A 26054-nucleotide genomic window follows, 5' to 3' on the forward strand; every position below is an offset into this window, starting at 1 on the left:
TACCTCGAAGGGGCATCGGCCCGGAGGACCTCCATGCACAGCGCCACACCCGCCGAGCCGTCCACCACCGCACGCGTCATGGGGCATGGCTCCCCCCGTTCAGGACACCGGCGACGAGGTGACCACGGTGGGCGCCGAGCGTTCACCCCGGTGCCTGCCCTGCCACCCCCTGCACGCGGCCGGGATGCGCACGCCCGATCAACGCGCCCCGGTGCGCGGTTCGCACCAGCCGACGAGCCGGGCGCACCGCGTCCCGACGGAACACCGGTGCGACGCCGGTTCCCACGCTGAGAGAGGGAAGCACATGACGACCAGCCGAGCGGACACGAGCGCCACGGTGATCGACCACATCCTGGACCGCCTGAGTTCCTTGGGAGTGAGGCACCTGTTCGGCATGCCGGGGGACTACAACCTGAAGGTGCTCGATCGCGTGGTGGCCCACCCCGGGGTGGAGTGGGTCGGGACGACGAACGAGCTGGGAGCCGCGTACGCCGCCGACGGCTACGGGCGTGTCAACGGCTTCGGCGCGCTGCTGACCACGTTCGGGGTGGGCGAGCTGAACGCGATCAACGGCGTGGCGGGCAGCTACGCCGAGCGCGTCCCGGTGCTCCACATCGCGATCGGACCGACCACGACCACCGAGCAGGCGGGCAGCGCGGTCCACCACACCATGGGGGACGGTGATCTCGACCGGTTCGCCCGCGCGCACCGGCAGGTGGTGTGCGCGGACGCGGTGCTGCGACCCGAGGACGCCCAGTCCGAGGTCGACCGCGTGGTGACGGCCTGCCTGCGGGAGCGCCGGCCCGGGTACCTGCGGGTGCCGCGCGACGTCGCCCTCGGTCCCGCGTCGCCGCTCCCGCCCCTGGAGCGGCCGGACCTGAAGTCGGCGGACCTCGACAGCCTCGAGGCGTTCCGCGCCGCGGCCCGGGCGCGGCTCGCCGGGTCGGGCGAGGTCGCCGTGCTGACGGACTTCCTGGTGGACCGATTCGACGCCCGCGCGGAGCTGGCCGCGCTGCTGGCGTCCGGTTCGCTCCCGCACGCGACGACGTTCGGTGGCAAGACCGTGGTGGACGAGCACACCCCCGGATTCCTCGGGTTGTACTCAGGCGCCATGAGCAGGGCGGACGTCCGCGCCGCCATCGACCGCGCGGACCCGCTGATCATGGCGGGTGTGCTGCTCACCGATCACATCACCGGCAAGTTCACGCACGAATTCGATCCGGGGAAGGCCATCGACCTCGGACCGACCACCGCTCGGGTGAACGGCGTCGCCTTCCCCGGCGTGCCGCTGGCGGCCGCGCTGACGGCGCTGGCCGCGCTGATCGAGGAGCGCCGCCGTCCCCCTGCTCGCACGTCCGCCGTCACGCGGCCCTCGGAGGGCTCGTCGGCGACGAACGTCTTGACGACGGTGAAGAACTCCGCCGCAGCTCTCACCCGGACGTGGTGCGGGCGCTTGATCCCGCTGACCCAGTCCTACCTCTGGAAGGCCTTGGGTGAGACGTTGCGGCCCCACCACAGCGTCTACGCCGACAGCGGCACGGTGCTCTTCGGCTCGGCGGACCAGCGCTTCCCCAGTGGCGCCCGCTTCGTCTCGCAACCGCTGTGGTCCTCCATCGGTTACTGCGTCCCCGCGCTGCTCGGCGGGCAACTCGCCGATCCGGTCCGGCGCGGGCTCCTGCTCATCGGCGACGGCGCGGCTCAACTCACCGCACCGGAACTCGGCGTGATCGGCCGACACCGGCTCAACCCGATCGTGCTCCTGGTGAACAACCACGGCTACACGGTCGAGCGGACCACCCACGGAAGGCGGGCCGTCTACAACGAAGTGGTGCGCTGGCACTGGTCCGGGATGCCGGCCGCGCTCGGCGTGCCGGACCCGCTCGTGCTGTCCGCTCGCACGCCCGCCGATCTGGACAAGGCGCTCGCCCGAGCCGCCTCCACCACGGACCGGCTCGTCCTCATCGAGGCGTTCCTCCTCAAGGACGATGTGCCATCGGCGTTCCTCCGCATGATCGCCAACCGTCCCGACAAGGCGAAGTGGGTGCCGTGAGCGACGCCGGCCACCGCTTGGTCGGCAGCGTCCGCACTTCGAGCGAGGAGGACATCTCGATGATCGTGTCAAGCCGCGTGGGTGGCGGGTCGTGGCGCGGTCGGTGTGAACGTCCGCCGTCACGCAGGAGCGCCCGGCGCATGTCGTCGGTGACGCGTCCGGAGTCGTTCGGGACCGGGACCAGGCCGGCGCAGGAGGCCAGGCGGCCCGGAGTGCCGAAAGCGGTGAGGTCACCGCCGGTGACCACGACGAGCTCGGCCCCGAGGTGAGGACCGATGCCTGGCAGCGACTCGATGATGTGGGGCTGTGGCTGTGTCCGGAACCGGCTGGTGACCACCTCGTCGGTGTCCGTGATCCTCACGGTGTCCGGTCAGCCGGGCGAGCTCGACCACCAGGTCGTCGGACGCGGTCACCGGTGACAGGTCGGTGTGCATCCGGGTGGTCTCGGCGATCACCCTGGCGTCGGTCTTCACCTCGCCCCGGAAGGCGCCGGACATCAGGTTGACCGCACGGCCGGGTACGTGGACCACCCGCTGTCCGGCGGCGACCAGCACTGCGACCGACAGCGTGGCCGCGTGGCCGGTCAGGCCGACAACCAGACGCACCTCGGTCGCCGTTCCCGCGGCCCGCGCCACGAGCTGCTCGATCGCGGCCTGGTAGTTGGCCGGCCGCAGCCACACCCCATCACCCCCGGGCATCCGGGGCACCAACCCCGAACAACATCGACTTTAGGGAACCGCCATGACCGCCTCCACCGCTGAGCGAACGCTGGAGATCGAGGAGCACTGGATCGACGTGGACGGTACGGCCACCCGCTACCTGGAGGCCGGCACCGGCCCTCCCGTCCTGTTGATCCCGGGCGAGGGCTCCGTGGCCGAGGAGTGGTACGACGTCGTCCAAGGCCTGGCGGGCCGGTACCGGGCGGTCGCAATCGATCTGCCGGGCTATGGCTACACCGAGCCGATCACCGACACGTCCGCTGCGGCGTTGGCGGCGTTCGTGTGGCGATTCGTCCGGGCCCTGGGCTTGCGGCGACCCGTGCTCATCGGGCACTCGTTGGGAGGAGCGGTGGCGATCCGCGCTGCTCTGGAACAGCCGAGTGGGGTGCCGGCGCTGGTCCTGGTCGGCTCCGCCGATCTGGGACGCGCCATCAACCCGCTCGCGATCCTGCAGTCCGTCACCCCGCTGGGAGATCTGACGGTGTGGCTGGTCCCGGTGCTGCCGGGAGGCCCCTGGTTGCACGCCGCGGTGGTGGCGCTGTTCGGATCGTTCCGGCCATGGCGCATCCACCGGGCCTGGTGGTCGAGCCAGGCACGGGTCCTCTCCACGCCGGTGGCGCTGGAGACGAGCCTGCGCGCGCAACGCGCCGCGGTCGGGTTGTTCGGGCAGCGCGACCCCGTTCTGGGCCGGTTGGGCGAGTTGCCGATGCCGACTCTGGTCGCCTGGGGCCTGCAGGACCGGCAGCTGCCCTTCTGGCAGGGCATCGCGGCTCGCCGGAGACTGCGCCGCGGACGGCTGGTCCTGGTCCCCCACGCCAGCCACTTCCTGCCGGCGGAGGCCCCTGAAGAGCTGGTCCGGGTGGTCCGGCGGTTCCTCGCCGAGGTGAGCGACGACCAGGCCCGCGGGGAGTGGTTGTCATGAGCGACATGGCGGACGTCATCGTCGTCGGTGCCGGGTTGGCGGGCCTCGTCGCGACCTTCGAGCTGGCCAGGTTCGGACGGCGGGTGCTCGTGGTCGAGCAGGAGAACGAAGCGAACCTCGGCGGGCAGGCGCATTGGGCGCAGGGCGCCCTGTTCCTGGTGGACAGCCCGGAGCAACGGCGGCTGTGCATCAAGGACTCGCTGGAACTGGCGCGGTCCGACTGGCTGTGCACAGCGGCCTTCGACCGCGATCACGAGGACCACTGGGCTCGCGCCTGGGCCGAGTCGTACCTGGCCTTCGCCGCCGGCGGCAAGCGCGACTACCTGCGCGGGCTCGGGCTGACCCTGATGCCCAACGTCGGCTGGTTCGAGCGCGGCGCCGGCATCGCGGCCGGTCCCGGCAACTCCGTGCCCCGGGCGCACGTCGCCTGGGGTTGCGGCCCTGAGGTCGTGCGGGTCTTCCGCGACCCCGTGCTGGAAGCCTCCGCGCGCGGGTCGGTGACCTTCAAGCACCGGCACCGGGTCGATGAGATCATCGTGGAAGGTGGAACCGCGGTCGGTGTGCGCGGTGCGCTGCTGGCGCCTTCGGACGCGCCGCGCGGCGCTCCCTCCACCCGGCGGGAAGTCGGTGCGTTCGACCTGCGGGCGCAAGCGGTGCTCGTCACCTCGGGCGGCATGGGCGGGAACCTCGACCTGGTCCGCACCAACTGGCCGACCGGCCGCCTCGGACCCTTCCCGGAGTCGATGCTCGTCGGCGTGCCGGCGCACGTCGACGGGCGGATGCTGGAGATCACCGCGCGCGCCGGCGGCTCGGTGGTCAACCTGGACCGGATGTGGCACTACTCCGAGGGCCTCAGGCACCACAGCCCGGTCTGGCCCCGCCACGCGGCGCACTTCGTGCCCGGACCCTCGGCCCTGTGGCTGGACCCGACAGGGCGGCGTCTACCGCCGCCGCTGTTCCCGGGCCACACCTCGGGGAACGTGCTGCGACACCTGGGGCAGACCGGCCACTCCCACTCCTGGCTCATCATGACCCGGACGATGCTGGACAAGGAGTTCGAGATGTCGGGGTCCGCCGAGAACCCCGACCTGACCGACAAGAACCACGCACTGCTGCTGTTGCGGTTGAAGAAGAGCCTGATGAAGCCGGTGCGCGACTTCCTCGAACGGGGCGAGGACGTCGTGGTCCGCCGGGAGTTGCCCGCGCTCGTGGAGGCGATGAACGCGCTCACCCCCAGGGCACCGCTGGACCTCGCGCGCGTGGAGCACGAGGCCCGGACGCGCGACTTGCAGGTGCGTAACGAGTACTCGAAGGACCTGCAGCTGATGTCGGTGCGCAACGTGCGCGAGTACCAGGTTGAACGGGTGATGCGCACCGCCGGCCCGCACCGGCTGCTCGACCCCGCGCACGGGCCGCTGTACGGGATCCGGCTGAATATGTTCACCCGCAAGACCTTGGGCGGGGTGCAGACCGACCTCGACTCGCAGGTGGTGCGCCCGGACGGGTCCGTCGTCGACGGCTTGTACGCGGCCGGTGAGACGGCCGGGTTCGGCGGCGGGGGAATGCACGGCTACCACGCCCTTGAAGGCGGATTCCTCGGCGGGTGCATCTTCACCGGCCGGGTCGCCGGGCGCGCGATCCACCGGAGGCTGGCATGAGCCACCGATGACCTCCGCGTCCCGGGGGCACGGACCGGTCGACCGCCGCTTCCGGCGCGATGTCCCCGGACAGCTCGGAGCAGCCCGGCAGCACGGTGACGCCGCCGCCGGTGGCACCGCACCTCTCCACCGTCCGAGCGGCGGCCCGGCGAGCGGCACCTCGCCCGGGTCGACGGGGCCGTGACGCCGTCACGACCCGCGCCGCGGACGCGATTCTCGCCCGACGACCGGGCGACCGAGGGAAGGACAGGGACATGAAGCGCTCGCAATCGCGGGGAAGAACGCGGTGGGCCCGGTTCGCCGGGATCCTCGGATTGGGGCTCGCCGGAGCGGCGCTGCTGCTCACAGGACTGTCGCGGGGAGCACTCGCGGCGTCGTTCACGGTGTCCGGTGGCACGTTCAAGATCAGTGCCGACAGGCTGGTGGGCGAAGGTTTCGTCCAATACGGTGATGTCGACCAGGGCACCGGTGGAGCCCACCCCGTCGCGGTGGGCGCCTTCCGCAAGGCCACGCTGGACAACTTCTGCCAGTCGGTGTTCTTGCCGCAGGTCCCCATGGTCGGGGACATCACCCTGGTGCTCGCTTCGGGTGGGCCCGGCGGAATGGAAGCCACGGACATCATCATCGGCATCTCCTCGCTCACCGGCGACCTCCTCCTGACCGACACCCAGATCGGCATCGACGCCGCCCTGTTGTCCAAGGGGCCGGACGCGGCGAAGGGCAGGGCGGGATCGTTCGGGTTGCAGGCCGGCCACGCGACCATCGGCCAACTGCGGCAGACGGCTTGGAGCACCAACGCCCAGACCTTGCGGCTGAAGAACCTCGCGCTGTCGCTGAGGAGTGGCAAGAATGAATGCTTCTGAGTCCGCCCACGGCCACAGGTCGTCCCGGTGAGCGGCGTGCTCGGGCGGGTCAAGGCCGGATGGCGGGCGTTCCAGGGCTGGCGACGGCGCCGGCCCTTCGGGGCCGGGATGTTCCTGCTGCCCGCCTCCGTCGCGGTAGGACTTCCGCCGTACGCCTCGTTCCGGCTGGGTGACGTGGTGCTCTCGATCAGGACCATGGGCGGGATGTCGGCGCTGCTGATCGGCGCTCTGCTCCTGATCTGCGCGGTGTCGTTGTGGAGCAGGCCGCAGTACCGGGTGGCGGCCGGTGTCACCGCGATCCTCGTGTCGCTGGTCGCGCTGGTCAGCAGCAACCTCGGAGGATTCCTGGTGGGCACCGCGCTGGGGCTCGTAGGCGGGGCGTTGGCCGTTTCCTGGGCGCCGCCGACCGCCGACGAGGGGGATGATGACCAGGAAGGCGGGTCGGGCCCGTCACGGGCCCGACTCACCGGGGTGGCGGTCCTCCTCGTCGGCGCGGTGGTCGGTGCACCGGCCGCTTCCCCGTCGGCTTCCTCCGCCACCACCACCGCTGTTCCGTCCGGACGGGTGTGGGTGCTGACGGCCACCGCCCTGCACCTGACCGGGTTGCAGTACCACGGCGTGAGCACCACGAGAGTGGGTGGCGCGACGGTCGAGGTGCTCAGGTTCACCGTCGACCGCATCGACATCACCAGCCTGGTCCAGGTGAGCGAGCTGGTCGACGGCCACCTGGGTCGGATCACCGCACCACCCGGGAGCGTCTCGACCGCCACCGGTCAGCCGGTCGAGCTGCTCACCCTGCGGTTGAAGGGAACCCTGAGCGTGCTCGGCCTCGTCGGCCTCCCCGTCGACTTCACCCCCGACCACCCTCCGCCGCTGGTGCTGCCCAGCCTCACCTTCACCGACGTAACCGTGGTCAACACCGACCTCAGGCACGCCCGCCTGACCATCTCCGCCGCGAAGATCACCATCACCTGACCGGCCCTCCGACCGGCGCCGCGCTCCGGTCGGCGGACGGCCTCGGCGTAGGTGGCCGACCGAGGGCGAGGACCGGGAACAGCCGGACTTCGGCTCGTACCGGGCTCGATCAACCGAATCACGCGCAGGGACGGGGTGGGTGGCCTGGACGAGACGTCCGGGCCACCCACCCCGTCGGCATTGGCGGACCCCGTCGGCACGAGTCGAAGCCATGCCTGACCGGAAGGACGAGCATAGTGGTGCCCACTGCGCACCGACAGGTGATCCCGTTGTCAGCGAGTGGTTTTCGTCGCGCGACGCGTACTGGGCGCACAGGGGTTGCGAAGAGCGGCTCCGCGATACCCCTCGCACACCGTCAATGCGATAACCGTTCCTCGTCTCATGTGGAGGCTGGGTGGAAGCCGGGTCCAGGTGGGGTGATCCGAGCGCTGATCACCTCGCCCCCGCTCCTCCGCGCGCCGGCGCCGGTAGGGAAGGTCGGACGGGGCCGGCATCGGCGGCGCTGAACTGCCGGGACGGGTGGTGTAGTGCCGTCCGCACCGGATCCGACCCCCCTGGCGAGCAGCCACATGAGACCACCGCACCGGTTGCGACCCAAGAGAGCACGAGCATAGCTTCGTGCCACGGGCCGCATCGTTGGCAGAGCCGCCGCCCCTGACGCAGGAATCCGATCCCGGAGGCACTCAATGCACAGCACGATGCCGGACGCTCCGCTGACCATCGCCCGCATCCTGCGGTACGGCACCACGGTCCACGCTTCTTCCGACGTGGCCACCTGGAACGGGAACGGGTTCGACAGGAGGAGCTACGCGGAAGTCGGCGAGCGCTCGGCCCGTCTGGCGCACGCGCTCCGCGACCGGCTGGGTGTGCGCCCCGGTGCACGGGCGCAGAGCGAACAGAGCGCCATCGGCACCTTCATGTGGAACAACGCCCGCCACCTCGAGCTCTTCCTCGCGGTTCCCGCGATGGGCGCCGTGCTGCACACGCTGAACTGGCGCATGGACCCGGACCAGCTGGCCTACGTCATCGGTCATGCCGGTGACGAGGTGATCGTCGTGGACGCGAGCCTGACGGAGTTGCTCGCCCCCGTGCTCGCGCGGTTGTCGGGGACGGTGCGGCACGTCGTCGTCGCCGGTGGCGGAGGTCGTGAGGCGCTTTCCGGATTCACCGGTGAGGTGCACGACTACGAGCAGCTGATCAGCGGCTGCCCCGACGACTACCCCTGGGAGGACCGGCTGGACGAGCGCGCGGCGGCGACGATCTGCTACACCACCGGCACCACCGGGAAGCCCAAGGGGGTGGTCTACAGCCACCGCTCGACGTACCTGCACTGCTTCCAGGTGGTTGCGCCCAGCCACTACGGCATCAGCCCTCGCGACACCCTCTTGGCGATCGCACCCATGTTCCACGTGAACGGTTGGGGCATCCCGCACGCGGCGTTCTTCACCGGTGCGGAGCTGCTGTTGCCCGACCGCTTCGCCCAAGCCGCGTCGCTGGCTCGCATGATCGAAGAGGGGCGGCCCACCTTCGGCGCCGCCGTCCCCACCGTGTGGTCCTCCCTCTTGGAGGAACTCGACGCCCGCACGTACGACACCGCGAGCCTGACGCGGGCCTACGTTGGTGGTTCCGCCTGTCCGCCCGCGCTGATGGCCGCCTACCGGGACCGGCACTCCGTCGAGCTCCTGCACGGCTGGGGGATGACCGAGACCATGGGGCTGGTCAGCGCGGCGGTGCCACCCCGGGGAACGGGAGCCGACGAGGAGTGGGCCTACCGCGTCAGCCAGGGTCGGTTCCCGCCATCGGTGGAGTTCCGGCTCGTCGGCCAGGACGGCGCACCGGTACCCCACGACGGCGTGGCCACCGGAGAGCTCCAGCTGCGCGGCCCCGATGTGACCTCCGCCTACCGCGGGGCCGACGGGGTTCCCCTGGAGCGGCCGGCGGAGAACTTCGCCGCGGACGGCTGGCTGAGGACCGGCGACGTCGGGACGATCACCGAGGACGGCTACCTCAGGTTGACCGACCGGGTGAAGGACGTCATCAAGTCCGGCGGCGAGTTCATCTCCAGCGTACGACTGGAAACCACGCTGATGGAGCACTCCGCGGTGATCGACGCTGCGGTGATAGCGGTGCCCGACGACCACTGGGGCGAACGTCCGCTGGCCGCCGTGTCGTTGCGCCACAACGGCACGGAACTGGCGGAGCTGCGCGACTTCCTGGCCGAGCGCATCGACGCGTGGATGGTGCCCGAGCGCTGGGCGATCCTGCCGGCGGTGCCCAAGACCTCGGTGGGCAAGTACGACAAGCGGGCCATCCGGGACCAGTACGCAGGCGGTCTCCTCCCCGTCGTGCAGCTCGGCAGGCACCACGGCGGCCGGCCCGCCGCCAGGCGGCCGGGACTCATCGGCAGGTGACGCCCGCCGCTCTCCCCACCGCGGGTGGGGCCGTGGGCGACGAAAGTCAGTCCACTGAGGACAGCAATCCATGCGCCCGCCACAATCCCGCTCTCCAGGGTACGAGGGCGATCTCCTGCCCGCGACCCGCTCGGAAGCACATCGCGTCCTCACGCCGGACCCTCGACCGCACCGGCGGGGCACGCCACCACGAAGCTAGAGGACAGAGGGAGAGATGAACCTTTCACCACAGCGGCACCGCGCCTTCCGCGCCCGGGACATGGGCGCGCAGACCCCCAGCGGGATGCCCGTGCACAAGTACGCCCCCTACCAGCCGATCGGGCTCGACGACCGCACCTGGCCCGGTCGTCGGCTCACCCGCGCGCCCCTGTGGGGCAGCGTGGACCTGCGCGACGGCAACCAGGCCCTGCTGGAGCCGATGGACGTCGCCCGCAAGCGCGTCATGTTCGACCTCCTGGTGTCCATGGGGTTCAAGGAGATCGAGGTGGGCTACCCGGCCTCGTCCCAGGACGACTACGACTTCGTGCGCCACCTGATCGAGACGGACTCCATCCCCGACGACGTCATCATCCAGGTCCTCTGCTCCATGCGGACCGACGCCATCGACCGGAGCGTCGACGCGGTGCGCGGAGCCCGCAGGGCGATCCTGCAGTACATCAACCCGACCTCCGTCGCGCAGCGGCGGGTGGTCTTCCACTCCAGCCGCGAGGAAACCGTGGCGTTGGCGCTCAAGGGCACCCGGCACGCCGTGCACCTGCAGGAGGAGCTGCGGGAGACCGAGCTCTACCTGTCCTACGTGCCGGAGTCCTGGAGCCAGACCGAGCCCGACTTCGGCGTGGAGATCTGCAACGCGGTGCAGGAGTACTGCGCTCCCCGCACCGACCACACCCTCCGGATCGCCCTGCCCGTGACGGTGGAGTGCTTCCCCCCGCACGAGTTGGCGGACCGCATCGAGTACACGTGCCGGCACCTGGCGCACCGGGACCGGACCATCGTCACCCTGCACCCGCACAACGATCGCGGTAGCGCCGTCGCGGCATCCGAACTGGCCATCCTCGCCGGCGTCGACCGGGTCGAGGGCTGCTTGTTCGGCAACGGCGAGCGCACGGGCAACGTGTGCCTGCCCACCCTGGCGATGAACCTCTTCTCCCAGGGCATCGACCCCATGCTCGACCTGCGCGACCTGGACGGCGTCCGCTCCGTGGTCGAGGAGTGCAACCAGCTCCCGGTCTCCGCCCGCCACCCCTGGGTGGGAGAGTTCGTCTACACCTCATTCGCGGGCACGCACCAGGACGCCATCGCCAAGGGCCTCAAGGCCCGCGAGGAGGAGGGGGACCCGGATGCCGTCTGGGACGTGCCCTACCTCGCCGTCGACCCCCGCGACATCGGGCGCAGCTACCAGGCGCTGATCCGCATCAACACCCAGTCCGGCAAGGGTGGCATCGCCCACCTGTTGCTCGACACGCAGGGGCTGGCCCTCCCCAGGCCGTTGCAGATCGACTTCGCCCACGTCATGCAGCAGTTCTGCGAGCAGCGGGGTGGCGAGGTCGGCGCGGAGGAGTTGTGGGAGATCTTCTCGGAGCGGTACGTGGCCCCGGGCACGGAGTCCCACGCGGGGACGGCGGGCGCGCTGGGGATCTCCACCGCCGGCTGGACGCCGGGGGACTGGAAGAACCCGGTGTCCCGGGCGTTCACCGCCCAGGAGATCCCCGGCGCGGTCCAAGGCGTCACCTCGGAGCCGCTCAAGGGGCGTGCCGGGTACGCCGCCTTCTGCGAGGCCGCCCTGGACGGGGTTCCCCTGTGGGGCGTGGGCATCGACGAGGAGGAGGCGGAAGCGGTGCGAAGGGCCGCGCTGGCCGTCGCCCGGCGGGCACTGGACGAGAAGCGCTCCGCACCGCACGCCGTGCGGGCCGCAGCCACCAAGGAGCCGGTGGCCTGAGTTCCCGACGCCCACTCCGGCCGTGCGCGGAGTCCACGGGCCGCAGTCCGCGGCCACTCACGGACCGGGAGGCAGGCGGTAGCGGTCCGCTCCAGTCCACGGCACAGCGGGCCGGCTCCCGACGGGAGACCGGCCCGTCCCGGCCCGGGGAGCACGCCCGGGAGCCGGGAACCACACATCAGCATGAAGGAGACAGGCGCCATGCCTCGCAGTCGCAGCATTCGCCTCGCGGTGATCCCCGGTGACGGCATCGGTCCGGAGGTGGTGGCGGAAGGGCTGAAGGTACTGGCCGCCGTACTCCCTCAGGACGTGAAGCTGGAGACCAACGAATTCGATCTCGGCGCCCGGCGCTGGCACGCCACCGGGGAGATCCTGCCCGACGCCGAACTGGAGTCGCTCGGGCAGCACGACGCGATCCTGCTCGGCGCCATCGGCGACCCCTCCGTCCCGTCCGGCGTCCTGGAACGCGGCCTGCTGCTCAAGCTGCGCTTCGCCTTCGACCACTACGTGAACCTGCGCCCCGGCAAGCTGCACCCGAACACCGTCGGCCCGCTGGCCGGCAACCCGGCCGTCGACTTCGTCGTAGTCCGGGAGGGCACCGAGGGCCTGTACGTGGGCAACGGCGGCGCGCTGCGCACCGGCACCCCCGCCGAGGTGGCCACCGAGGTGAGCGTCAACACCGCCTACGGGGTGGAGCGGGTGATCCGGTACGCCTTCGAGCTCGCCGAGGTCCGGCTACGCCGGAAGCTGACGCTGGTGCACAAGGACAACGTGCTCGTGCACGCCGGCAACCTGTGGAAGAACACCTTCGACGCGGTCGCCGACGAGCACCCCGACATCGCCACCGACTACCTGCACGTCGACGCAGCCACGATCTTCTTCGTCACCCGGCCCGAGCGGTTCGACGTGATCGTCACCGACAACCTCTTCGGTGACATCCTCACCGACCTGGCCGCGGCCGTCACCGGCGGCATCGGCCTCGCCGCCAGCGGCAACCTCAACCCCTCAGGCACCCACCCCTCGATGTTCGAACCGGTCCACGGGTCCGCCCCGGACATCGCGGGCACCGGCGTGGCCGACCCCACCGCGACGGTCCTGTCGGTCGCCCTGCTGCTGCGCCACCTGGGCCACGACCGGGAGGCGGAGCGGATCGAGGCCGCCGTCGCCGCCGACCTCGCCGAGCGCGACCCGGCCACACCCCGCGGCACCGAGCAGATCGGCGACGCGCTCGCCGCGCGCCTGGCAGGCTGAGCGGCCTTGTCGACCGCCGCCCCGGCCCGCACCGGGCATCAGGGCGCCGTGGCCGGAGCTCCGGCGGTCACGTCCTGGCGCGGCGGACGAGTCACGTGGCACATGCACTCGACGTCCCGTGCGGGGCCGTCCGGCCCGCCGCGGGCACAACGTGAAACCGGCGCCACCCCGGCTCCGGTGCCATCCATTCGCTCGGAGGGAAGTTCATGGCCAGGACATTGGCGCAGAAGGTCTGGGACGACCACGTCGTCCGGCACGCCGAAGGCGAACCGGACCTGCTCTTCATCGATCTGCACCTGCTGCACGAGGTGACCTGCCCGCAGGCGTTCGACGGGCTCCGCAAGGCCGGTCGGCGCGTCCGGCGCACCGACCTCACCATCGCCACCGAGGACCACAACACCCCCACGATCGACATCGACAAGCCGATCGCCGACCCGGTCTCCCGCGTTCAGCTGGAGACGCTGCGGAAGAACTGCGCGGAATTCGGGGTCCGGCTGCACCCGCTGGGCGACGTCGAGCAGGGCATAGTCCACGTGGTGGGGCCACAGCTGGGGTTGACCCAGCCCGGGATGACCGTGGTGTGCGGCGACAGCCACACCTCGACCCACGGCGCGTTCGGCGCCCTCGCCTTCGGCATCGGCACCAGCCAAGTCGAACACGTCCTGGCCAGCCAGACGCTGCCGATGTCCCCGTTCCGGACCATGGCCGTCACGGTCGAAGGCGAACTGCCCCCCGGCGTCACGGCGAAGGACCTGATCCTCGCCGTGATCACCAGGATCGGTACCAGCGGCGGCCAGGGCCACGTCATCGAGTACCGCGGCCCGGCCATCGAGAAGCTCTCGATGGAGGCCCGGATGACCGTGTGCAACATGTCCATCGAGGCGGGCGCACGGGCGGGCATGATCGCCCCGGACGAGACGACCTTCGCCTACCTCAAGGGCCGCCCGCACGCCCCCGAGGGCCCCGACTGGGATGCCGCCGTAGCCGACTGGCGCGCCCTGCGCACCGACGACGGCGCGACCTTCGACCGCGAGGTCGTCATCGACGCCTCGGCCCTCTCCCCGTTCGTCACCTGGGGCACCAACCCGGGGCAGGGCGCTCCGCTGTCGGGTTCCGTCCCCGACCCGGCGGTCTTCTCCGACCCCGGTGAGAGGCTGGCGGCCGAGAAGGCGCTGGAGTACATGGGCCTGACAGCCGGTCAGCCGCTGCGGGAGATCGCGGTGGACACCGTCTTCCTCGGCTCCTGCACCAACGGCCGGATCGAGGACCTGCGCGCCGCGGCCGCCGTGCTCCGGGGTCGCGCGGTGGCCGACGGGGTGCGGATGCTGGTCGTGCCCGGGTCGGTGCGCGTCGCGCTCCAAGCCGTCGAGGAAGGGCTGGACGAGGTGTTCACCGCCGCCGGCGCCGAGTGGCGCCACGCGGGCTGCTCGATGTGCCTGGGCATGAACCCCGACCAGCTGGCCCCCGGCGAGCGCGCCGCGTCCACGTCCAACCGCAACTTCGAGGGCAGGCAGGGCAAGGGTGGCCGCACCCACCTGGTGTCCCCGCAGGTGGCGGCCACCAGCGCGGTCCTGGGCCACCTGGCCTCGCCCGCCGACCTGCCCGAACTCCCCACGACGGTCGGAGCCTGAGCACCATGGAAGCCTTCACCACGCACACCGGTCGGGTTGTCCCGTTGCGCCGGAGCAACGTCGACACCGACCAGATCATCCCCGCCCACTGGCTGAAGAAGGTCACCCGGGACGGCTTCGAGGACGGGCTCTTCGACGCTTGGCGCAAGGACCCGCGGTTCATCCTCAACCAGCCCGTCCGCCAAGGCGCCACCGTACTGGTGGCCGGTGCGGACTTCGGCACCGGCTCCTCGCGCGAGCACGCCGTCTGGGCGCTGCAGAACTACGGCTTCAAGGCCGTCATCTCCCCCCGCTTCGCCGACATCTTCCGCGGCAACTCCCTCAAGAACGGACTGCTGACCGTGATGCTGCCGCAGGAGACCGTCGAGCGGCTCTGGGAGCTGACAGAGGCCGACCCCTCGGCCGAGGTCACCGTGGACCTGCTCGACCGCCAGGTTCGCGCCGAGGGGATCACGGCTGGTTTCGACCTCGACGACAACGCCCGGTGGCGCTTGCTGCGGGGCTTGGACGACATCAGCCTCACGCTGGAACACGAATCCGACATTGCGGAGTACGAGGCACGACGCCCCTCGCACAGACCCCGCACCCTCCTTCGGTGACCAGCGCGGGTGCTTCCCGTGCCGCGGCGGGGTGGCCTCGTCCCGGACCAGCTCGACTGTCGGGCACCGGGTGCGGGTAACCTCGCCCGGGCCGGGTGGATCACTGGGAGACGACGCCGGCCTCGCCCGGTTCCCCGGGTCGGTCGGCGGGGATGGGTGAGCCACGGGAGACCGCGGCATCCACGACCGCCGTCGCCCACGTCCCCTCGTTGCCGAACTCGGGGGCCTCTCGCAACGCCTGCCGCAGCCGCATCCACAACCCGGACTCCGTCCACGCGGCGAAACGCCGGTGAGCTGTCGCCGGTGACACCGCGAAGAGGGACGGCAGGCGATGCCAGGCGCAGCCACTCGTCAGGACGAACACCACGGCCGTGAAGACGGTGCGCTCCTCGAGCGGCACGGTGCCACCACCCTGCGGTCGCAGGACGAACCTGGGGGTCAGGGGAGAGACCAGGTTCCAAAAGGGGTCGGGGACCAAGCGCCGTGACAAATTCGTGCCCATGTCGAACAGCGTGGCACGGGCACGGCCCCAGCACACCGGCTCACTGGTCTGCGGCGGGAGCCCGCGGGCGAGGTACGTGCGACCGGCGTCCTGCCACGCCTTCGGTGAGCGGGCGTGCACCACCGGCACCCCGTGCACCCGCGCTGTCACCGCGCACGCCGACCACGACCGCCTCGCACCGGTCGTGGTCGACGACGACACCCGGTCGACCGCACCCCGCGTGCGGCGGAAGTGCCCATCCCGCCTGGTCGTCAGAGCAGGGCGAGCGCTTCATCCCTGTGACCCGACGCCTCGAGGCGACCGCAGAACTCCTTCAAGCCCTCGGAGCACTGGGTCGAGTGCAGGCTGCCGATGATCTCGGCTGCCTGTTCGGCGGTCTCGCAGCTCGGGGCGACCTCTCCCAGTCGCAACTGCGTCGAGGCCACCAGCAGGAGCCGCAGTGCCCGGCGCCGCGCCCGGCCGGCAGGACAACCCCGGAGAGCTTCGAGCGCCCACTGCGCGGCAGGGGCGGGCCGGTCCAGGTCCTGCAGGCAGCGGGCTTGTTCCTCGGCCAGGTAGGACCGGTCGACATGCGCGCCCCACTCCGGCTTCTCGTCGGGACCCGCCTGTGCGAGTGCCTCGACCGCGTTCTCGACAGCCCGGTCGGAGGCATCCGCGTCCCCCAGGAGCGCGTGGCCGCGGGCTTCAGCCGCGTGGCAGACGGCTTCCGCCGTCCGGGCGCCGCGGCTCCTGGCTCCCTGCCGCGCCACGCGGGCGAGCTGGACGGCTTCGCGTGGACTGCCGAGCAGCAGCGCCCCGCGGCTCATCCCGGACGCCAGCACGTAGGCGCCGATGCTGTGGTCATCCGCCGCGTGGGACAGGCGCAGGGCCTGGATGTAGTAGCGCTGCGCGAGACCGGGTTGGCCGGTGTCGACCGCCATGTACCCGGCGAGTTCGGTGAGTCGCGCCGCGATGCCCAGCAGTTGCCGCCCGATGACGTCGTCACGGGAACCCACGAGGAGACCGGAGACGACGTCGTCGAGGTAGTGGACCACGGAGGGACGGATGGTGCCGCTGCCGAAGCGGTGGTCGAGGTCGGCGAACGCCGCCGCCGTCGCCCGCGCGACCGTGATGTCCGCCGTGCGGACGGCGAACGGGCCGGGAGAAACGACGGTCGGGTCCGGATCCGTGATCAACCAGTCCCGGCTGGGCTGCACGAGCACGGAAGTCGGCAGCCCTTCGCCCGCCGACGCGACGGTGTGGACCGCATCCGCACGCCACAGGTCGCGCGCCTCCCGCAAGGCCACCTCCAGGACGGGCTCGTACCGCAGGCCCGCAGTCGGTGCCGTGCCCGGCTCGGGAGCCAGGCCGATCTCGTCGACCGTCACCACTCGGCCCAGCTTGCGGCCCAGTGCCTGCGCGATGACCGCCGGTGTGCGCCCACGTGGCTGCTGCCCTCGTAGCCAGCGGGACACCGACGTCTTGTCGTAGCGCAGGTTCAGTCCTTGTTCGGCGCCGCACACATTGACCCGGCGGGCGAGTCCGGTGTTGGAGCACCCCGCTTCGTGCATCACGGCTTGCAGCCGTTCGTTCACCCCTCGCTTGGCGAGCTGTCGCACGCCCATGCGGTCACGTCTCCTTCTCGTTCGCAGCGGAACCCCGGCACCGGCACCGAGGTCCGGCGTGTCCGCCTGTGCGGAGAGCGGTCGCGGCGTCAACGGTGGAGTGTGGGCGGAGGTGTCGACGTCGCGCCGTCGTGCATTCCGGAGGGAATCCCCGCACGCGGCCGCGCAGGCTTGCGTGAAGGTCGGAGATGGCTCCGACCTGCTTGGGCGTCAGGCAGCGGGCGCGGCCACCATCGGAGTGCCACTGCGGTCGAGTCGGTGCTCAACGTTCCCTTGAGGTGAACAAGGCGACTGTGCGCGAAGAGCCCTCTTGTGCGCGCACCCCCTTATCTTTTGTCCGACTGTGCCCGGCGTGGACGCGGAGCATGAGCTGCGGACAACGGATAAGCCATGCTAAGCGCCCGGAAGCGGTGTGTGGATATAAGCCGATGGGGTGAACGTGAGAGGTTTCCGCACTATGCGCTAATGCGCTGCCACTTGTACTCGACGAGGAGTGGATTGGGCCGTCGGAGGACCGGTTGCCCGGAAGTACGAATGCGCCGCACGAGCGGGGGTATCGCAGCCGGCCCCGGCGTCGTCATCCGCACGCACCGCGAACCCCAGCTCATAGGGCCTGCTCAGCGGCGTATCCAGACCCGCCGGGCGTCGCGGGGCCTTCCGGAACCGAGGCGCGTGCCGCACGGCTGGTCACAGTCTGGAGCGAACCCATGACCTCACGTCACCTCAATGCGCCTGCCCATTCGCAACCTGTGGTGACCCGCGGAGGCACCCGTGCGCCCCCATTCGCTCCATGCCTCCCCGATGGCCACCACGCGAGCAGGCGCACATCGAGTCGTGCACTAGCCACGGCGGCCGTCCTGTCACGCTTACCGCACCCTGACGGACGGTTGCGGTGGGCCGTGCGGCGGCCGGGCGCTGATCCCAGGTCGTATCCGCCGGCCGAAAGCGCCTCGGTTCGATTCCAGGCCACCGATGGCACCGCCCCGTACACCCGGACAGCGACCGTGCTGCCCCCAGGGGTACAGCTTTTCGCGCTGACGGCGTGCCGTCGGGGATCACCCGCAGCGGCACCATCACTACCCCTGGCGATGACGGTGAAGGGCCAGGCGGGTGCTGCGGCCATCAAGGACACGCCAACCGGTGTGGTATTCGGACGGAACGCTTTCGCCTTTCGTATCGACGACGAGGGCCGCTCCCGCTCGGGGACGAGAGGCGCCAGAGCCGCAGCTCCTCGATCGGACCACGAAGAAGCTGACGGAACTCCATCAATGAGTTCTCGCCTCTGCCGACCTGTGGGGCCAGGACTTCCGGCAGGCGCTCCAGGTCTCGGCCCAGCCGACGGCGTCCGGCGGCCCGGCTGCGGCACAGTTCGACCAGGAACCGCTCATACTGCCGCGCGGCCTACATCCACGGGGCGCGGTGCGGAGGGTGGACGGTGGCGTGCGGGTAGCGGTGGCGTCGCGGGGGGCGAGCAGCGGGGCAGCGGGCACCGAGCTGCCTGCCCGCGCCGTCCCGGCAGCCGCACCGGCGTTACCCGCGCCCGCGTCGAGGGTTGCTCATCATGACCGTCTTTCGTGTTCTGCCTCCCGGGGAGGAGGTGGAACACGAGCGCGTCGAGTGCGGCTGCGCCGGTCGTCGGAGCCGTGCTCGGTGCGGGTCGAGGTCGACGACGCGGCCCGCGGTGAGGTGGTGGTGGGCACGTCGACGTTGGGTGAGCACCGCGGACGGGGCATGGTGCTGGTGGCGTACCTGGGCGTGGCCTGGAGCGTCGAGTTCCACGAACGGGGCAAGACGGTGTGGGCGGAGGCGTCCTGTTCCGCGCCGCCGCCCGCCGGCGGCTGACCGGTGGTCAGCGCGACAGCACCGCGGTGACCGCCTGGTCGACCGTGGCGTGCACGGCCATCACCCGGTCCAGCCCGGTGATCCGCATCGGCAGCAGCACCGCGCGGTGGTGCGCCACGACGACGAGGGCCGTGCCCACGTGCTCCGCGCGGACGGCGGACGAGCTGGTCGAGCAGCTGGGCCCGCACGGGGTCGACAGAGGTCGAGTCGACCTCCCCGGTCACGATCACGACGGGGACGTCGCGGTGGTGGGTGGTGTCGACCGTCGCGATCCCGGTGGTGTCGAGCGTGGGTGCCTCTCGTCAGCACCTACGAGAACCGGCAACCGAGCTGCTGTTCAACCCGTTTCGGCGCTCCGCGGCGGATCGGTGAGGATGCGCCGACAACGACAGTACGTGCCTGACGAGGGGCCGCACAATCGACCGTCGGCCACCTCCGCCGATCCGGTCACATCAGAACGCCGTCGGGTCCGGGGATGCGGTGCCGGGCCAGTGCTTCGTCGAGTTCGCCGCGCTCGTGGGCGGCCACCAGGTCGTGGGCGATGTCGCGCAGCTTGCGGTTGGTGCGCTGGGAGGCCTGGCGCAGCAGGGTGAAGCTCTGGTCGGTGTCGTGGGCGAAGTGGCGCATCAGCAGGCCTTGGGCCAGGCCGATGGTGTGGCGGGTGTCCAGTGCCGTGGTCAGGTGCTCCACCAGCTGCTTGCTGTGGTGCAGCACCTGGATGTTGTCGAGGGCGGTGCCGGCGTGCAGGGTGATCAGCAGGATGATGTCGTAGGAGTGGTCGTTGAACCGGTGGGGTTCCCTGGACAGCAGCACCGCCGCGGCGTTGGGGGAGTGCCGGGTGGGCAGGGGCAGCACGAGGCAGCTGCGGTGGCCGTGCACGGCCAGGCGTGACGCGAACCGCGACCAGCGGTGGTCCTGCGCGGTGTCGCCCAGGCGGCGCGGTTCGCGGTAGCGCAGCACCTCGCGGACCGGGCCTTCCTCGTCCACAGCGAGGTCGAGCGGCGGGTGGTCGGTGGACGCGACCACGTCGACCACGCCCTCGCGGTCCACCGCGAGGAACGCCAGGTCGCAGCCCGGGACTGTGCGGACCAGGTGTTCGGTGAACCGGAGCCCGACCGCTTCGTGCTCCTCGTCTTCCACCAGCCTGCCCATCTCGGTCAACTCGGAAGCGAGTGTCCGGACGGAGACGTCCTGGTCACGTGTCATCGGTGCACCTCTCGACAGCCGCGCTCCGCGCGACGGCGGTGAGGCCGGGCGGAGCTGGGAACCGGGATGCTGCACTGCTGAACACCCTCCAGGCGGGTCAACATAACGCACCGCCCCGGGCCACGTGCCCCGCCCTGCGGCGGATCCGGTCGGGAGCGCACCGACCGCAAGCGCGATGGCCTCGTTGTGTCCGGGCACGTGGGCGGTGTGGTTGGGTGGACCACCGAGTGGTCGGAGGTCGCCGTGGACGGTGGCGTGGTGGGAACCGGTGACGTGCTCGCGGCGGCGGAGAGCGCGCCGCCGGGGGAGTCGGTCGAGGTCGTCGCCCGTGACCTGGCGAAGCGTTTCGGGGCCTTCGACGTGTCGTACCTGCTGACCGACCTCGTCGACGAGCAGTTGGTGCGGCTGACGTCGACCTCGCTGGACCCGGACGGGCGCGACGCGGAGCGTGTCGACCTGCGGGGCAGCGCGTACGAAGAGGTCCTGCGCAGCCAGCGGCCGTGGCGGGAGCAGGACGGTGACGGGGTGCGGGTGGTGCTGCCGGTGACCAATCGAGGCGACTGCGTCGGTGTGCTGGAGGTGACCGTGCCCAGCCTCGACGAGGACGTGCTGGTGCAGTTGGGGGAGGCCGCGCACGCGCTGGCCTACGTCATCCTCACCGACCGCCGCTTCACCGACCTCTACCACACCGGTCGCCGCACCACGACGATGAGCCTGGCCGCGGAGATCCAGCACCAGTTGTTGCCCTCGGCGTCCTGCTGCGAGGCGGGTCAGTTCACCGTCGCCGGAGCCCTGGTGCCCGCCGACGACATCGGCGGCGACACGTACGACTACGCCCTGGACCGGGAAACCCTGCACCTGTCGATGACCGATGCCGTCGGTCACGACGTGGCCTCGGCGCTGACCGCGACCCTGTTGGTCGGCGCGCTGCGCGGGGCGCGTCGGGCGGGCCGTGACCTGACCGGGCAGGCGCGACAGGCCAACCAGGCGATGCTGGACCACGCCGGCGGGTCGCTGGCGACCGGGTTGCTGCTGCGCGTGGACCTGAACAGCGGCACAGGTGAACTGGTCAACGCGGGCCATCCCCCGCCGCTGCGGCTGCGCGACGGCGTGGTGGAGTCGGTCGAGCTGGAGGTCGACCTGCTGTTCGGCGTCGCGCCGCACGAGTACCGGGCGCAGCGGCTGGACCTGCGGCCCGGCGACCGGCTGGTGCTGATCACCGACGGCATGTTCGAACGCGACGCCGCCGACCTCGACCTGCCCGCGTTGATCCGCGACACCGAAGGGCTGCACCCCCGGGAAGTGGTGCGGGCGGTGACCAGAGCGGTGCGGCACGCCTGCGGCGATCACCTCCAGGACGACGCCACCGTGCTCTGCCTGGACTGGCACGGCACCGGCCGCACCGAGCGCCAAGCCGACAACGGCGCTGACATCGACACCGCCTCACCCGCGCGCGACAACGAGAACGAGTCGGCCTGAAGCAAGCGGAATCGGCAGCCGCTGTCGCACGGTGAACTCGGGTGTGCCACGAAGACCTTGAGCCGGTCCTCGGCCCCCAGTTCGACCGCGAGCTTGGTCAACGCTATGCGTCGATCACCGGGAGCCGTGGGGTCGTCGTCGGTGATGACGGCGACTCGCCCGCCTTCGTGAGGAGCGAGCAGAACCCGGATGTAGGGCCTCGAAGTCGACACCGTCGATCGCGACGATCGTGGTGCCGATGAATCGTGCCAAGCCCGCCCGATCGTCCCGCTGCGGCTCCGAAACGGGTCGGAGGCCGGTCCGGCGAAGGCGTCGCTGCCGACGGTGCGGGCGCGGCGTGCGGCTCAAGGAGCTGTCGCTGCGGCGCAAGCGGAAGTTCGAACTGGATCCAGCATGCGCGATCGTCGCAGCTCAGCATGCCGGTGCAGAGTTCGGATACCCCGCAGCAGTACGAGGCGCCTCACGGCGGGGGGTGCGCCGCGGTCCGCGAGAAATCCGGCATGGCCCCGCCTGCGCTGAGCGGCAGCCTGGCGGCCACGTCCGCGCGGGTGTGGAGGACTCGAAAAAACTGGATCCGACATCCATGCCGGAGATCGCCGATGCGGGCTGTTGTGTCAGGTGGAATATTTCCCGCGATCACGGAATTCGATTCCGACGAATAAATCTGCATCGCTGATGGTGTCCTGTCGGCGCGTTGGTGGGCATCACGGTTGGGTGACGGAAATCTCGTGGCCTTGTGCCCCCGATGTGACCGGTGCAGGCTCGTCGTAGCCTACGGCGAATGGAAGTCCGCAAAGTGCAGGATTGACCACCGCGCTGGTGGAAGAAATTGTCGGTGCCGCCGTCCGGTGGATGTGAAGTACGGCACCGAAAGCCGAACGGGATCGTGATCCGCAGTCCGCCTCGTGCCGGACTCGAACTCCTGCCGGGCCGCCGCGCGCGCAACGGGCGTCACGTCGGAGTGCCGGGTGGCGCGTCGGTGCCGCTCGCGCGATCGATCACGGTCAGCAGAGGAATCGAGGAATCATGGTCGATCAAACCACCCCACCTGATCACCCAACGGAACTCCGCGTGGGTTCCGACGGCGTGTTCGCCAGCGCGCGGCGGGTGGTGATCAGGGAGATCGACGCGTCGCTGACCCGGGTCGACGAAGAGGAAGCGGATTCGCTCATCGGGCTGATCACCCAGTGCACGAGGGTATTCGTGCTGGGGGCGGGGCGCTCGAAGCTGGCTGTCGACGGGTTCGCGATGCGGCTGGTCCATCTGGGCCTGGCCGTGCATGTCACCGGCGACACGACCACACCGGCGATCGGTCCCGACGACCTGCTGCTCGTGTGCAGCGGCTCGGGCGAAACCCCCGGTGTCGTGTCGATCACGCGCCAAGCGGCGCAGGCCGGGGCGCGGGTCGCGGTCGTCACCGCGGCACCGGGTTCGACCCTCACCGGGCAGGCCGACCTCGTGGTCCTGCTCCGCGAGTACAGCCAGGACCACGAACCGTCGGTGTCGACCCAGTTCGTGGGCACCCTGTTCGAACAGGCCGCGTTCGTCTTCTTCGACTGCCTCGTCATGGTCATGCAGCGGGCGGCCGGGGTGTCCGCCGAAGACATGTTCGCGCGCCACACCAACCTCGAGTGACAGGGAGGACAGCGTGGGATCGGCGTCACCGATCACGTGCACCAACACCAAGGCCGACTTCGGCCGGGAGCGACTCGTCGACTGGTTGGACCACGTCGTCCTCCCTCATGCCGGGGCCCTGGCACGGTTGTCGTTCTTCGCCTGCGTGCCACACCCGTTGCTGGTGCCCGCGGCGGAACGCCTTCGTGGCAGCGGTGTCGCCGCCGGGGCGCAGGACTGCGCCGCGACGGGTGACGCGGTGACGGGCGAGGTGGACGCCGGGCTGCTCGCCGAACTCGGTTGCCGCCACGTCATGCTCGGCCACGCCGACCGCAGGCGGGTGTTCGGTGAGGACGACCTCCTCGTCGCGAGGAAAGCCAAGGCAGCGTCCGCCGCCGGCATGACGCCTTTGGTGTGTGTCGGCGAGGCCGACCGGGTGTCCGCCGAAGTCGCGGCCCGCCACGTGGCGGCGCAGGTGGGTGTCGCGGCCGGTCGACTCGGTCGCGGCCGACCCGTCACGATCCTCTACGAGCCGATCTGGGCGATCGGTTCCCGCGACGGAGCCACCCCGGAGCACGCGGCAGTCGTCCTGCGGGCGCTCAAGACCGAGACGGTCGGACTGGATGCCGACTTCCTCTACGGTGGCGCGGTGGTCCCCGGCACCTACACCGCGCTGCGTGCCTCGGCGGACTGGGACGGCGTCGCGATCGGTCGCTCCGCGAAGGACGCCGGCATGCTCGCCGAGGTCGCGGCAGAGTTGCTCGATGGCCGCCGGTGAGCTGCGGTCGCCCGGACGGTGTGCGGTTGCCGCGGTAGGTGGTGATCCTCATCCGATTCGGCGTTGCCGGTGCTGCCGGAGCCCGGGTGGTGCCCGGAGTCGACGAGTCACCGTGCGCGGGATGCCGCCACCTCGCAGGTTGGCCGAGCAGGTCCGGACGGTGGGCTCGGGTCGTCCGGACCTGTCCGGTGGAGCCGGTGGGCGAGCGTTCAGAGCGACGTGATCTCCAGGGTGACGACGGAGTAGGTGCTCGAGACCGTTCCCAGGCCCGCGGTGCACAGCAGCACGTCGATGGCCGGGCCGGTGATGACCTGGAGGACCGCGCTGCCGGCGAACAGACCCGAGGTGACCGTGCCGGTGCGGGTGACCACCAAGGCCGCACCCGCGATCGTGACGGTGTAGTTGGAGGAGATGGTCGAGGTCTGGCCGGTGTTCCAGAGGATGGTGAAGGTGAGAGCCCCGCTCTTCAACAGGTCGAGGCAGCTCAGTCCCGGCACAAGCGCGGTGACGTCGGTGGAGCCGGAGGTCAGGGCGGGGTTGCTCAGGGACACGCATGGCCCGTATTGCGCCTTGATGCCGACCGTGACGTTTTGCGGCGCCAGGGTCAATGGCGGGGTGAAGGTGTCGTTCTGGCTGCTCGGCGCGGTGCAGGTGACGTCGAGCACTCCCGCCGAGGCCGTCCCGGCTGGTCCCAGTACGAGCAGCGCCAGAGTGCAAGCGGCCGTCGCCAGGGTGGCTGTGGCGGTGCGTAACGCTTTGATCATCAGAGTTCTCCATCCGGGCGGTACCCGCAAGCCCGATGGTGGGCGCGAGCACGCGCCAGCCATCCCAGGATGAACCGCGACCGCACGCCCGTGACAGGACCATACGGGCGACGCGACACCGCTGCCGGTGGCCGCCGTGGTGCCGGGAAACGCGGTGCGGCGTGACGCGTTCCGGTGCCTGGCCGGCTCACCGCAGAACACCGATCGCACCACGTGAGCCGGGACCAGCGCGGAATCGGCGAGGCGGAGACCGGGTGGATGACGGCGCCACCAAGCGGGTAAAGGGCGGGCGCCCCGGCAACGGCCGCCTGCACTCCGGCGCTGTTCGTACCGGGATCAGCTGGGACGGCCTCGGCCCAACTGCCCGACGTCACCTCCATCCAGCCGTCGACCGTGATCTCGCAAGACGTCACAGTCCAGACCGCGACGCAGTGCGGCCGCGCGTGTCGCGATGCGTTGGGGGGACGCAGAAGGAACGTCCTGTCGGGCGATGACAGTGGGGTTCGGACCGGTGCGGCGGAGTGGTGACGACGGAGCCCGGCGTCCGGGGTGGTCGCCCGTATGGTCCTGTCACGGGCGTGCGGTCGCGGTTCATCCTGGGACTGCTGGCGCGTGCTCGCGCCCACCATCGGGTTTGCGGGTACCGCCCGGATGGAGAACTTTGATGATCAAAGTATCGCGCACCGCCATGTCGGTCCTGATGTCGGCTGTCTCCGCCTTGTCACTGGCCGTGCTCGGGCCGACCGGGACGGCTTCGGCCGGGGTGCTGGATGTGACCTGCGCCCCGCCCAGCAGTCGGAGCACCACGTATACCCCGCCGCTGACCGTGGCCCCGCAGGACGTCACCGTCCAGACCACGGCGCAGTACGGACCGTGCGTGTCGCTGAGCAACCCGGCACTGACCTCCGGCTCCCGCACCTCGACCGTGCTCGCGCCGGGATTCGGCTGCCTGGACCTTCTGGCCGCCGGGTCCTTCACCTACCCCATCGTCTGGAACACCGGCCAGACGTCGACGATATCCGCCAATTACACCTCCACCATCGTGGGTGCCGCCCTGGTGATCACCAATACCGGCACGGTCACCGCCGGTCTGTTCACCGGGAGCACCGTCGTCCAGGTCATCACCGGCCCGGCCACCGACGTGCTGTTGTGCACCGCCGGTCTGGGAACGGTCTCCAGCATCTACTCCGTCATAACCCTGGAGATCACCTCAACCTGATCCTGTGCCTGCCGAAGATGTCGTCCGT

Annotated in this window: 22 protein-coding genes; 15 read left to right on the forward strand and 7 right to left on the reverse strand. The window is 70.7% G+C overall.

The genetic code is table 11. From position 1 onward, the window contains the following. Positions 1-304: 304 nt before the first annotated feature. The gene (locus tag LZG04_RS39200; RefSeq protein ID WP_233826989.1) at positions 305-2050 is read left to right on the forward strand and encodes an alpha-keto acid decarboxylase family protein; all 1746 of its coding nucleotides are present in this window, start codon (positions 305-307) and stop codon (positions 2048-2050) included. Here the strand turns inward: LZG04_RS39200 and LZG04_RS43215 are convergent. Then, positions 1977-2387 carry a transposase gene (locus LZG04_RS43215; protein WP_374202978.1) on the reverse strand — a complete coding sequence of 137 codons (411 nt, stop codon included), beginning with the start codon at positions 2385-2387 and terminating at the stop codon, positions 1977-1979. The genes LZG04_RS39200 and LZG04_RS43215 overlap by 74 nt on opposite strands. Continuing rightward, positions 2281-2730, reverse strand: coding sequence for a transposase (locus LZG04_RS39205; RefSeq protein WP_374202979.1), 450 nt, complete (start codon positions 2728-2730; stop codon positions 2281-2283). Before LZG04_RS39205 ends, LZG04_RS43215 begins: the two co-directional genes overlap by 107 nt. Before the next feature lie 61 nt (positions 2731-2791). On the opposite strand from LZG04_RS39205, the gene LZG04_RS39210 reads away from it, so the two are divergent. The 9 genes from LZG04_RS39210 to leuD all read left to right on the forward strand — a co-directional run bounded on the left by LZG04_RS39210 (position 2792) and on the right by leuD (position 15018). Further along, positions 2792-3691, forward strand: coding sequence for an alpha/beta fold hydrolase (locus LZG04_RS39210; RefSeq protein ID WP_233826992.1), 900 nt, complete (start codon positions 2792-2794; stop codon positions 3689-3691). Then, a complete protein-coding gene (locus tag LZG04_RS39215; protein WP_233826994.1) occupies positions 3688-5349 on the forward strand; it encodes an FAD-binding dehydrogenase in 1662 nt (553 codons plus the stop codon). The genes LZG04_RS39210 and LZG04_RS39215 overlap by 4 nt, the downstream gene beginning before the upstream one ends. Positions 5350-5603: 254 nt before the next feature. Then, complete coding sequence (locus LZG04_RS39220) at positions 5604-6212, forward strand: DUF6230 family protein (RefSeq protein WP_233826996.1); 609 nt, start codon at positions 5604-5606, stop codon at positions 6210-6212. 27 nt (positions 6213-6239) lie between these two features. Beyond that, positions 6240-7187 (forward strand): DUF6114 domain-containing protein, encoded by a 948-nt coding sequence (locus LZG04_RS39225; protein WP_233826997.1) that lies wholly within the window; start codon positions 6240-6242, stop codon positions 7185-7187. A 686-nt stretch (positions 7188-7873) separates the two neighbouring features. Then, a complete protein-coding gene (locus LZG04_RS39230) occupies positions 7874-9598 on the forward strand; it encodes a long-chain fatty acid--CoA ligase (RefSeq protein ID WP_233826999.1) in 1725 nt (574 codons plus the stop codon). A 214-nt stretch (positions 9599-9812) separates the two neighbouring features. After that, positions 9813-11537 (forward strand): 2-isopropylmalate synthase, encoded by a 1725-nt coding sequence (locus LZG04_RS39235; RefSeq protein WP_233827001.1) that lies wholly within the window; start codon positions 9813-9815, stop codon positions 11535-11537. A gap of 219 nt (positions 11538-11756) precedes the next feature. Next, on the forward strand, positions 11757-12788 hold the full coding sequence (locus LZG04_RS39240) for a 3-isopropylmalate dehydrogenase (protein WP_233827077.1): 1032 nt from the start codon (positions 11757-11759) through the stop codon (positions 12786-12788). 206 nt (positions 12789-12994) lie between these two features. Then, complete coding sequence (leuC, locus tag LZG04_RS39245) at positions 12995-14419, forward strand: 3-isopropylmalate dehydratase large subunit (protein WP_233827003.1); 1425 nt, start codon at positions 12995-12997, stop codon at positions 14417-14419. Positions 14420-14424: 5 nt separating this feature from the next. Continuing rightward, positions 14425-15018 carry a 3-isopropylmalate dehydratase small subunit gene (gene leuD / locus LZG04_RS39250; RefSeq protein WP_233827005.1) on the forward strand — a complete coding sequence of 198 codons (594 nt, stop codon included), beginning with the start codon at positions 14425-14427 and terminating at the stop codon, positions 15016-15018. A gap of 100 nt (positions 15019-15118) precedes the next feature. On the opposite strand, the gene LZG04_RS39255 is transcribed toward leuD, so the two are convergent. Both LZG04_RS39255 and LZG04_RS39260 read right to left on the reverse strand, forming a co-directional pair. Next, positions 15119-15670, reverse strand: a complete 552-nt coding sequence (locus LZG04_RS39255) for a transposase (RefSeq protein WP_233827007.1) — start codon at positions 15668-15670, stop codon at positions 15119-15121. A gap of 101 nt (positions 15671-15771) precedes the next feature. Beyond that, entirely contained in the window at positions 15772-17124 is a 1353-nt protein-coding gene (locus LZG04_RS39260; RefSeq protein ID WP_233827009.1) for a hypothetical protein, read from the reverse strand. Between the two features lie 1617 nt (positions 17125-18741). On the opposite strand from LZG04_RS39260, the gene LZG04_RS39265 reads away from it, so the two are divergent. Further along, a complete protein-coding gene (locus LZG04_RS39265) occupies positions 18742-18966 on the forward strand; it encodes a hypothetical protein (protein WP_233827011.1) in 225 nt (74 codons plus the stop codon). 7 nt (positions 18967-18973) lie between these two features. Here the strand turns inward: LZG04_RS39265 and LZG04_RS42235 are convergent, their stop codons facing one another. Both LZG04_RS42235 and LZG04_RS39270 read right to left on the reverse strand, forming a co-directional pair. Next, positions 18974-19105 (reverse strand): hypothetical protein, encoded by a 132-nt coding sequence (locus LZG04_RS42235; protein ID WP_267938962.1) that lies wholly within the window; start codon positions 19103-19105, stop codon positions 18974-18976. 308 nt (positions 19106-19413) lie between these two features. Next, positions 19414-20172: a GAF and ANTAR domain-containing protein gene (locus LZG04_RS39270; protein ID WP_233827013.1), complete on the reverse strand. Its 759-nt coding sequence runs from the start codon at positions 20170-20172 to the stop codon at positions 19414-19416. 198 nt (positions 20173-20370) lie between these two features. Between LZG04_RS39270 and LZG04_RS42885 the strand changes: the two genes are divergently transcribed. From LZG04_RS42885 to LZG04_RS39285, 3 genes are all read left to right on the forward strand, one after another. Continuing rightward, positions 20371-21651 (forward strand): PP2C family protein-serine/threonine phosphatase, encoded by a 1281-nt coding sequence (locus tag LZG04_RS42885; RefSeq protein ID WP_233827015.1) that lies wholly within the window; start codon positions 20371-20373, stop codon positions 21649-21651. 1071 nt (positions 21652-22722) lie between these two features. Then, the gene (gene hxlB / locus LZG04_RS39280; RefSeq protein ID WP_233827017.1) at positions 22723-23286 is read left to right on the forward strand and encodes a 6-phospho-3-hexuloisomerase; all 564 of its coding nucleotides are present in this window, start codon (positions 22723-22725) and stop codon (positions 23284-23286) included. 13 nt (positions 23287-23299) lie between these two features. Further along, positions 23300-24043, forward strand: a complete 744-nt coding sequence (locus LZG04_RS39285; RefSeq protein ID WP_233827019.1) for a triose-phosphate isomerase family protein — start codon at positions 23300-23302, stop codon at positions 24041-24043. A gap of 209 nt (positions 24044-24252) precedes the next feature. Here LZG04_RS39285 and LZG04_RS39290 read toward each other — a convergent pair whose 3' ends face one another. After that, positions 24253-24807, reverse strand: coding sequence for a hypothetical protein (locus LZG04_RS39290; RefSeq protein WP_233827021.1), 555 nt, complete (start codon positions 24805-24807; stop codon positions 24253-24255). Between the two features lie 664 nt (positions 24808-25471). On the opposite strand from LZG04_RS39290, the gene LZG04_RS39295 reads away from it, so the two are divergent. Next, positions 25472-26026 (forward strand): hypothetical protein, encoded by a 555-nt coding sequence (locus LZG04_RS39295; protein ID WP_233827023.1) that lies wholly within the window; start codon positions 25472-25474, stop codon positions 26024-26026. Positions 26027-26054: the final 28 nt, after the last annotated feature.

The sequence above is a fragment of the Saccharothrix sp. S26 genome, from assembly GCF_021390395.1.
Classification (GTDB): domain Bacteria; phylum Actinomycetota; class Actinomycetes; order Mycobacteriales; family Pseudonocardiaceae; genus Actinosynnema.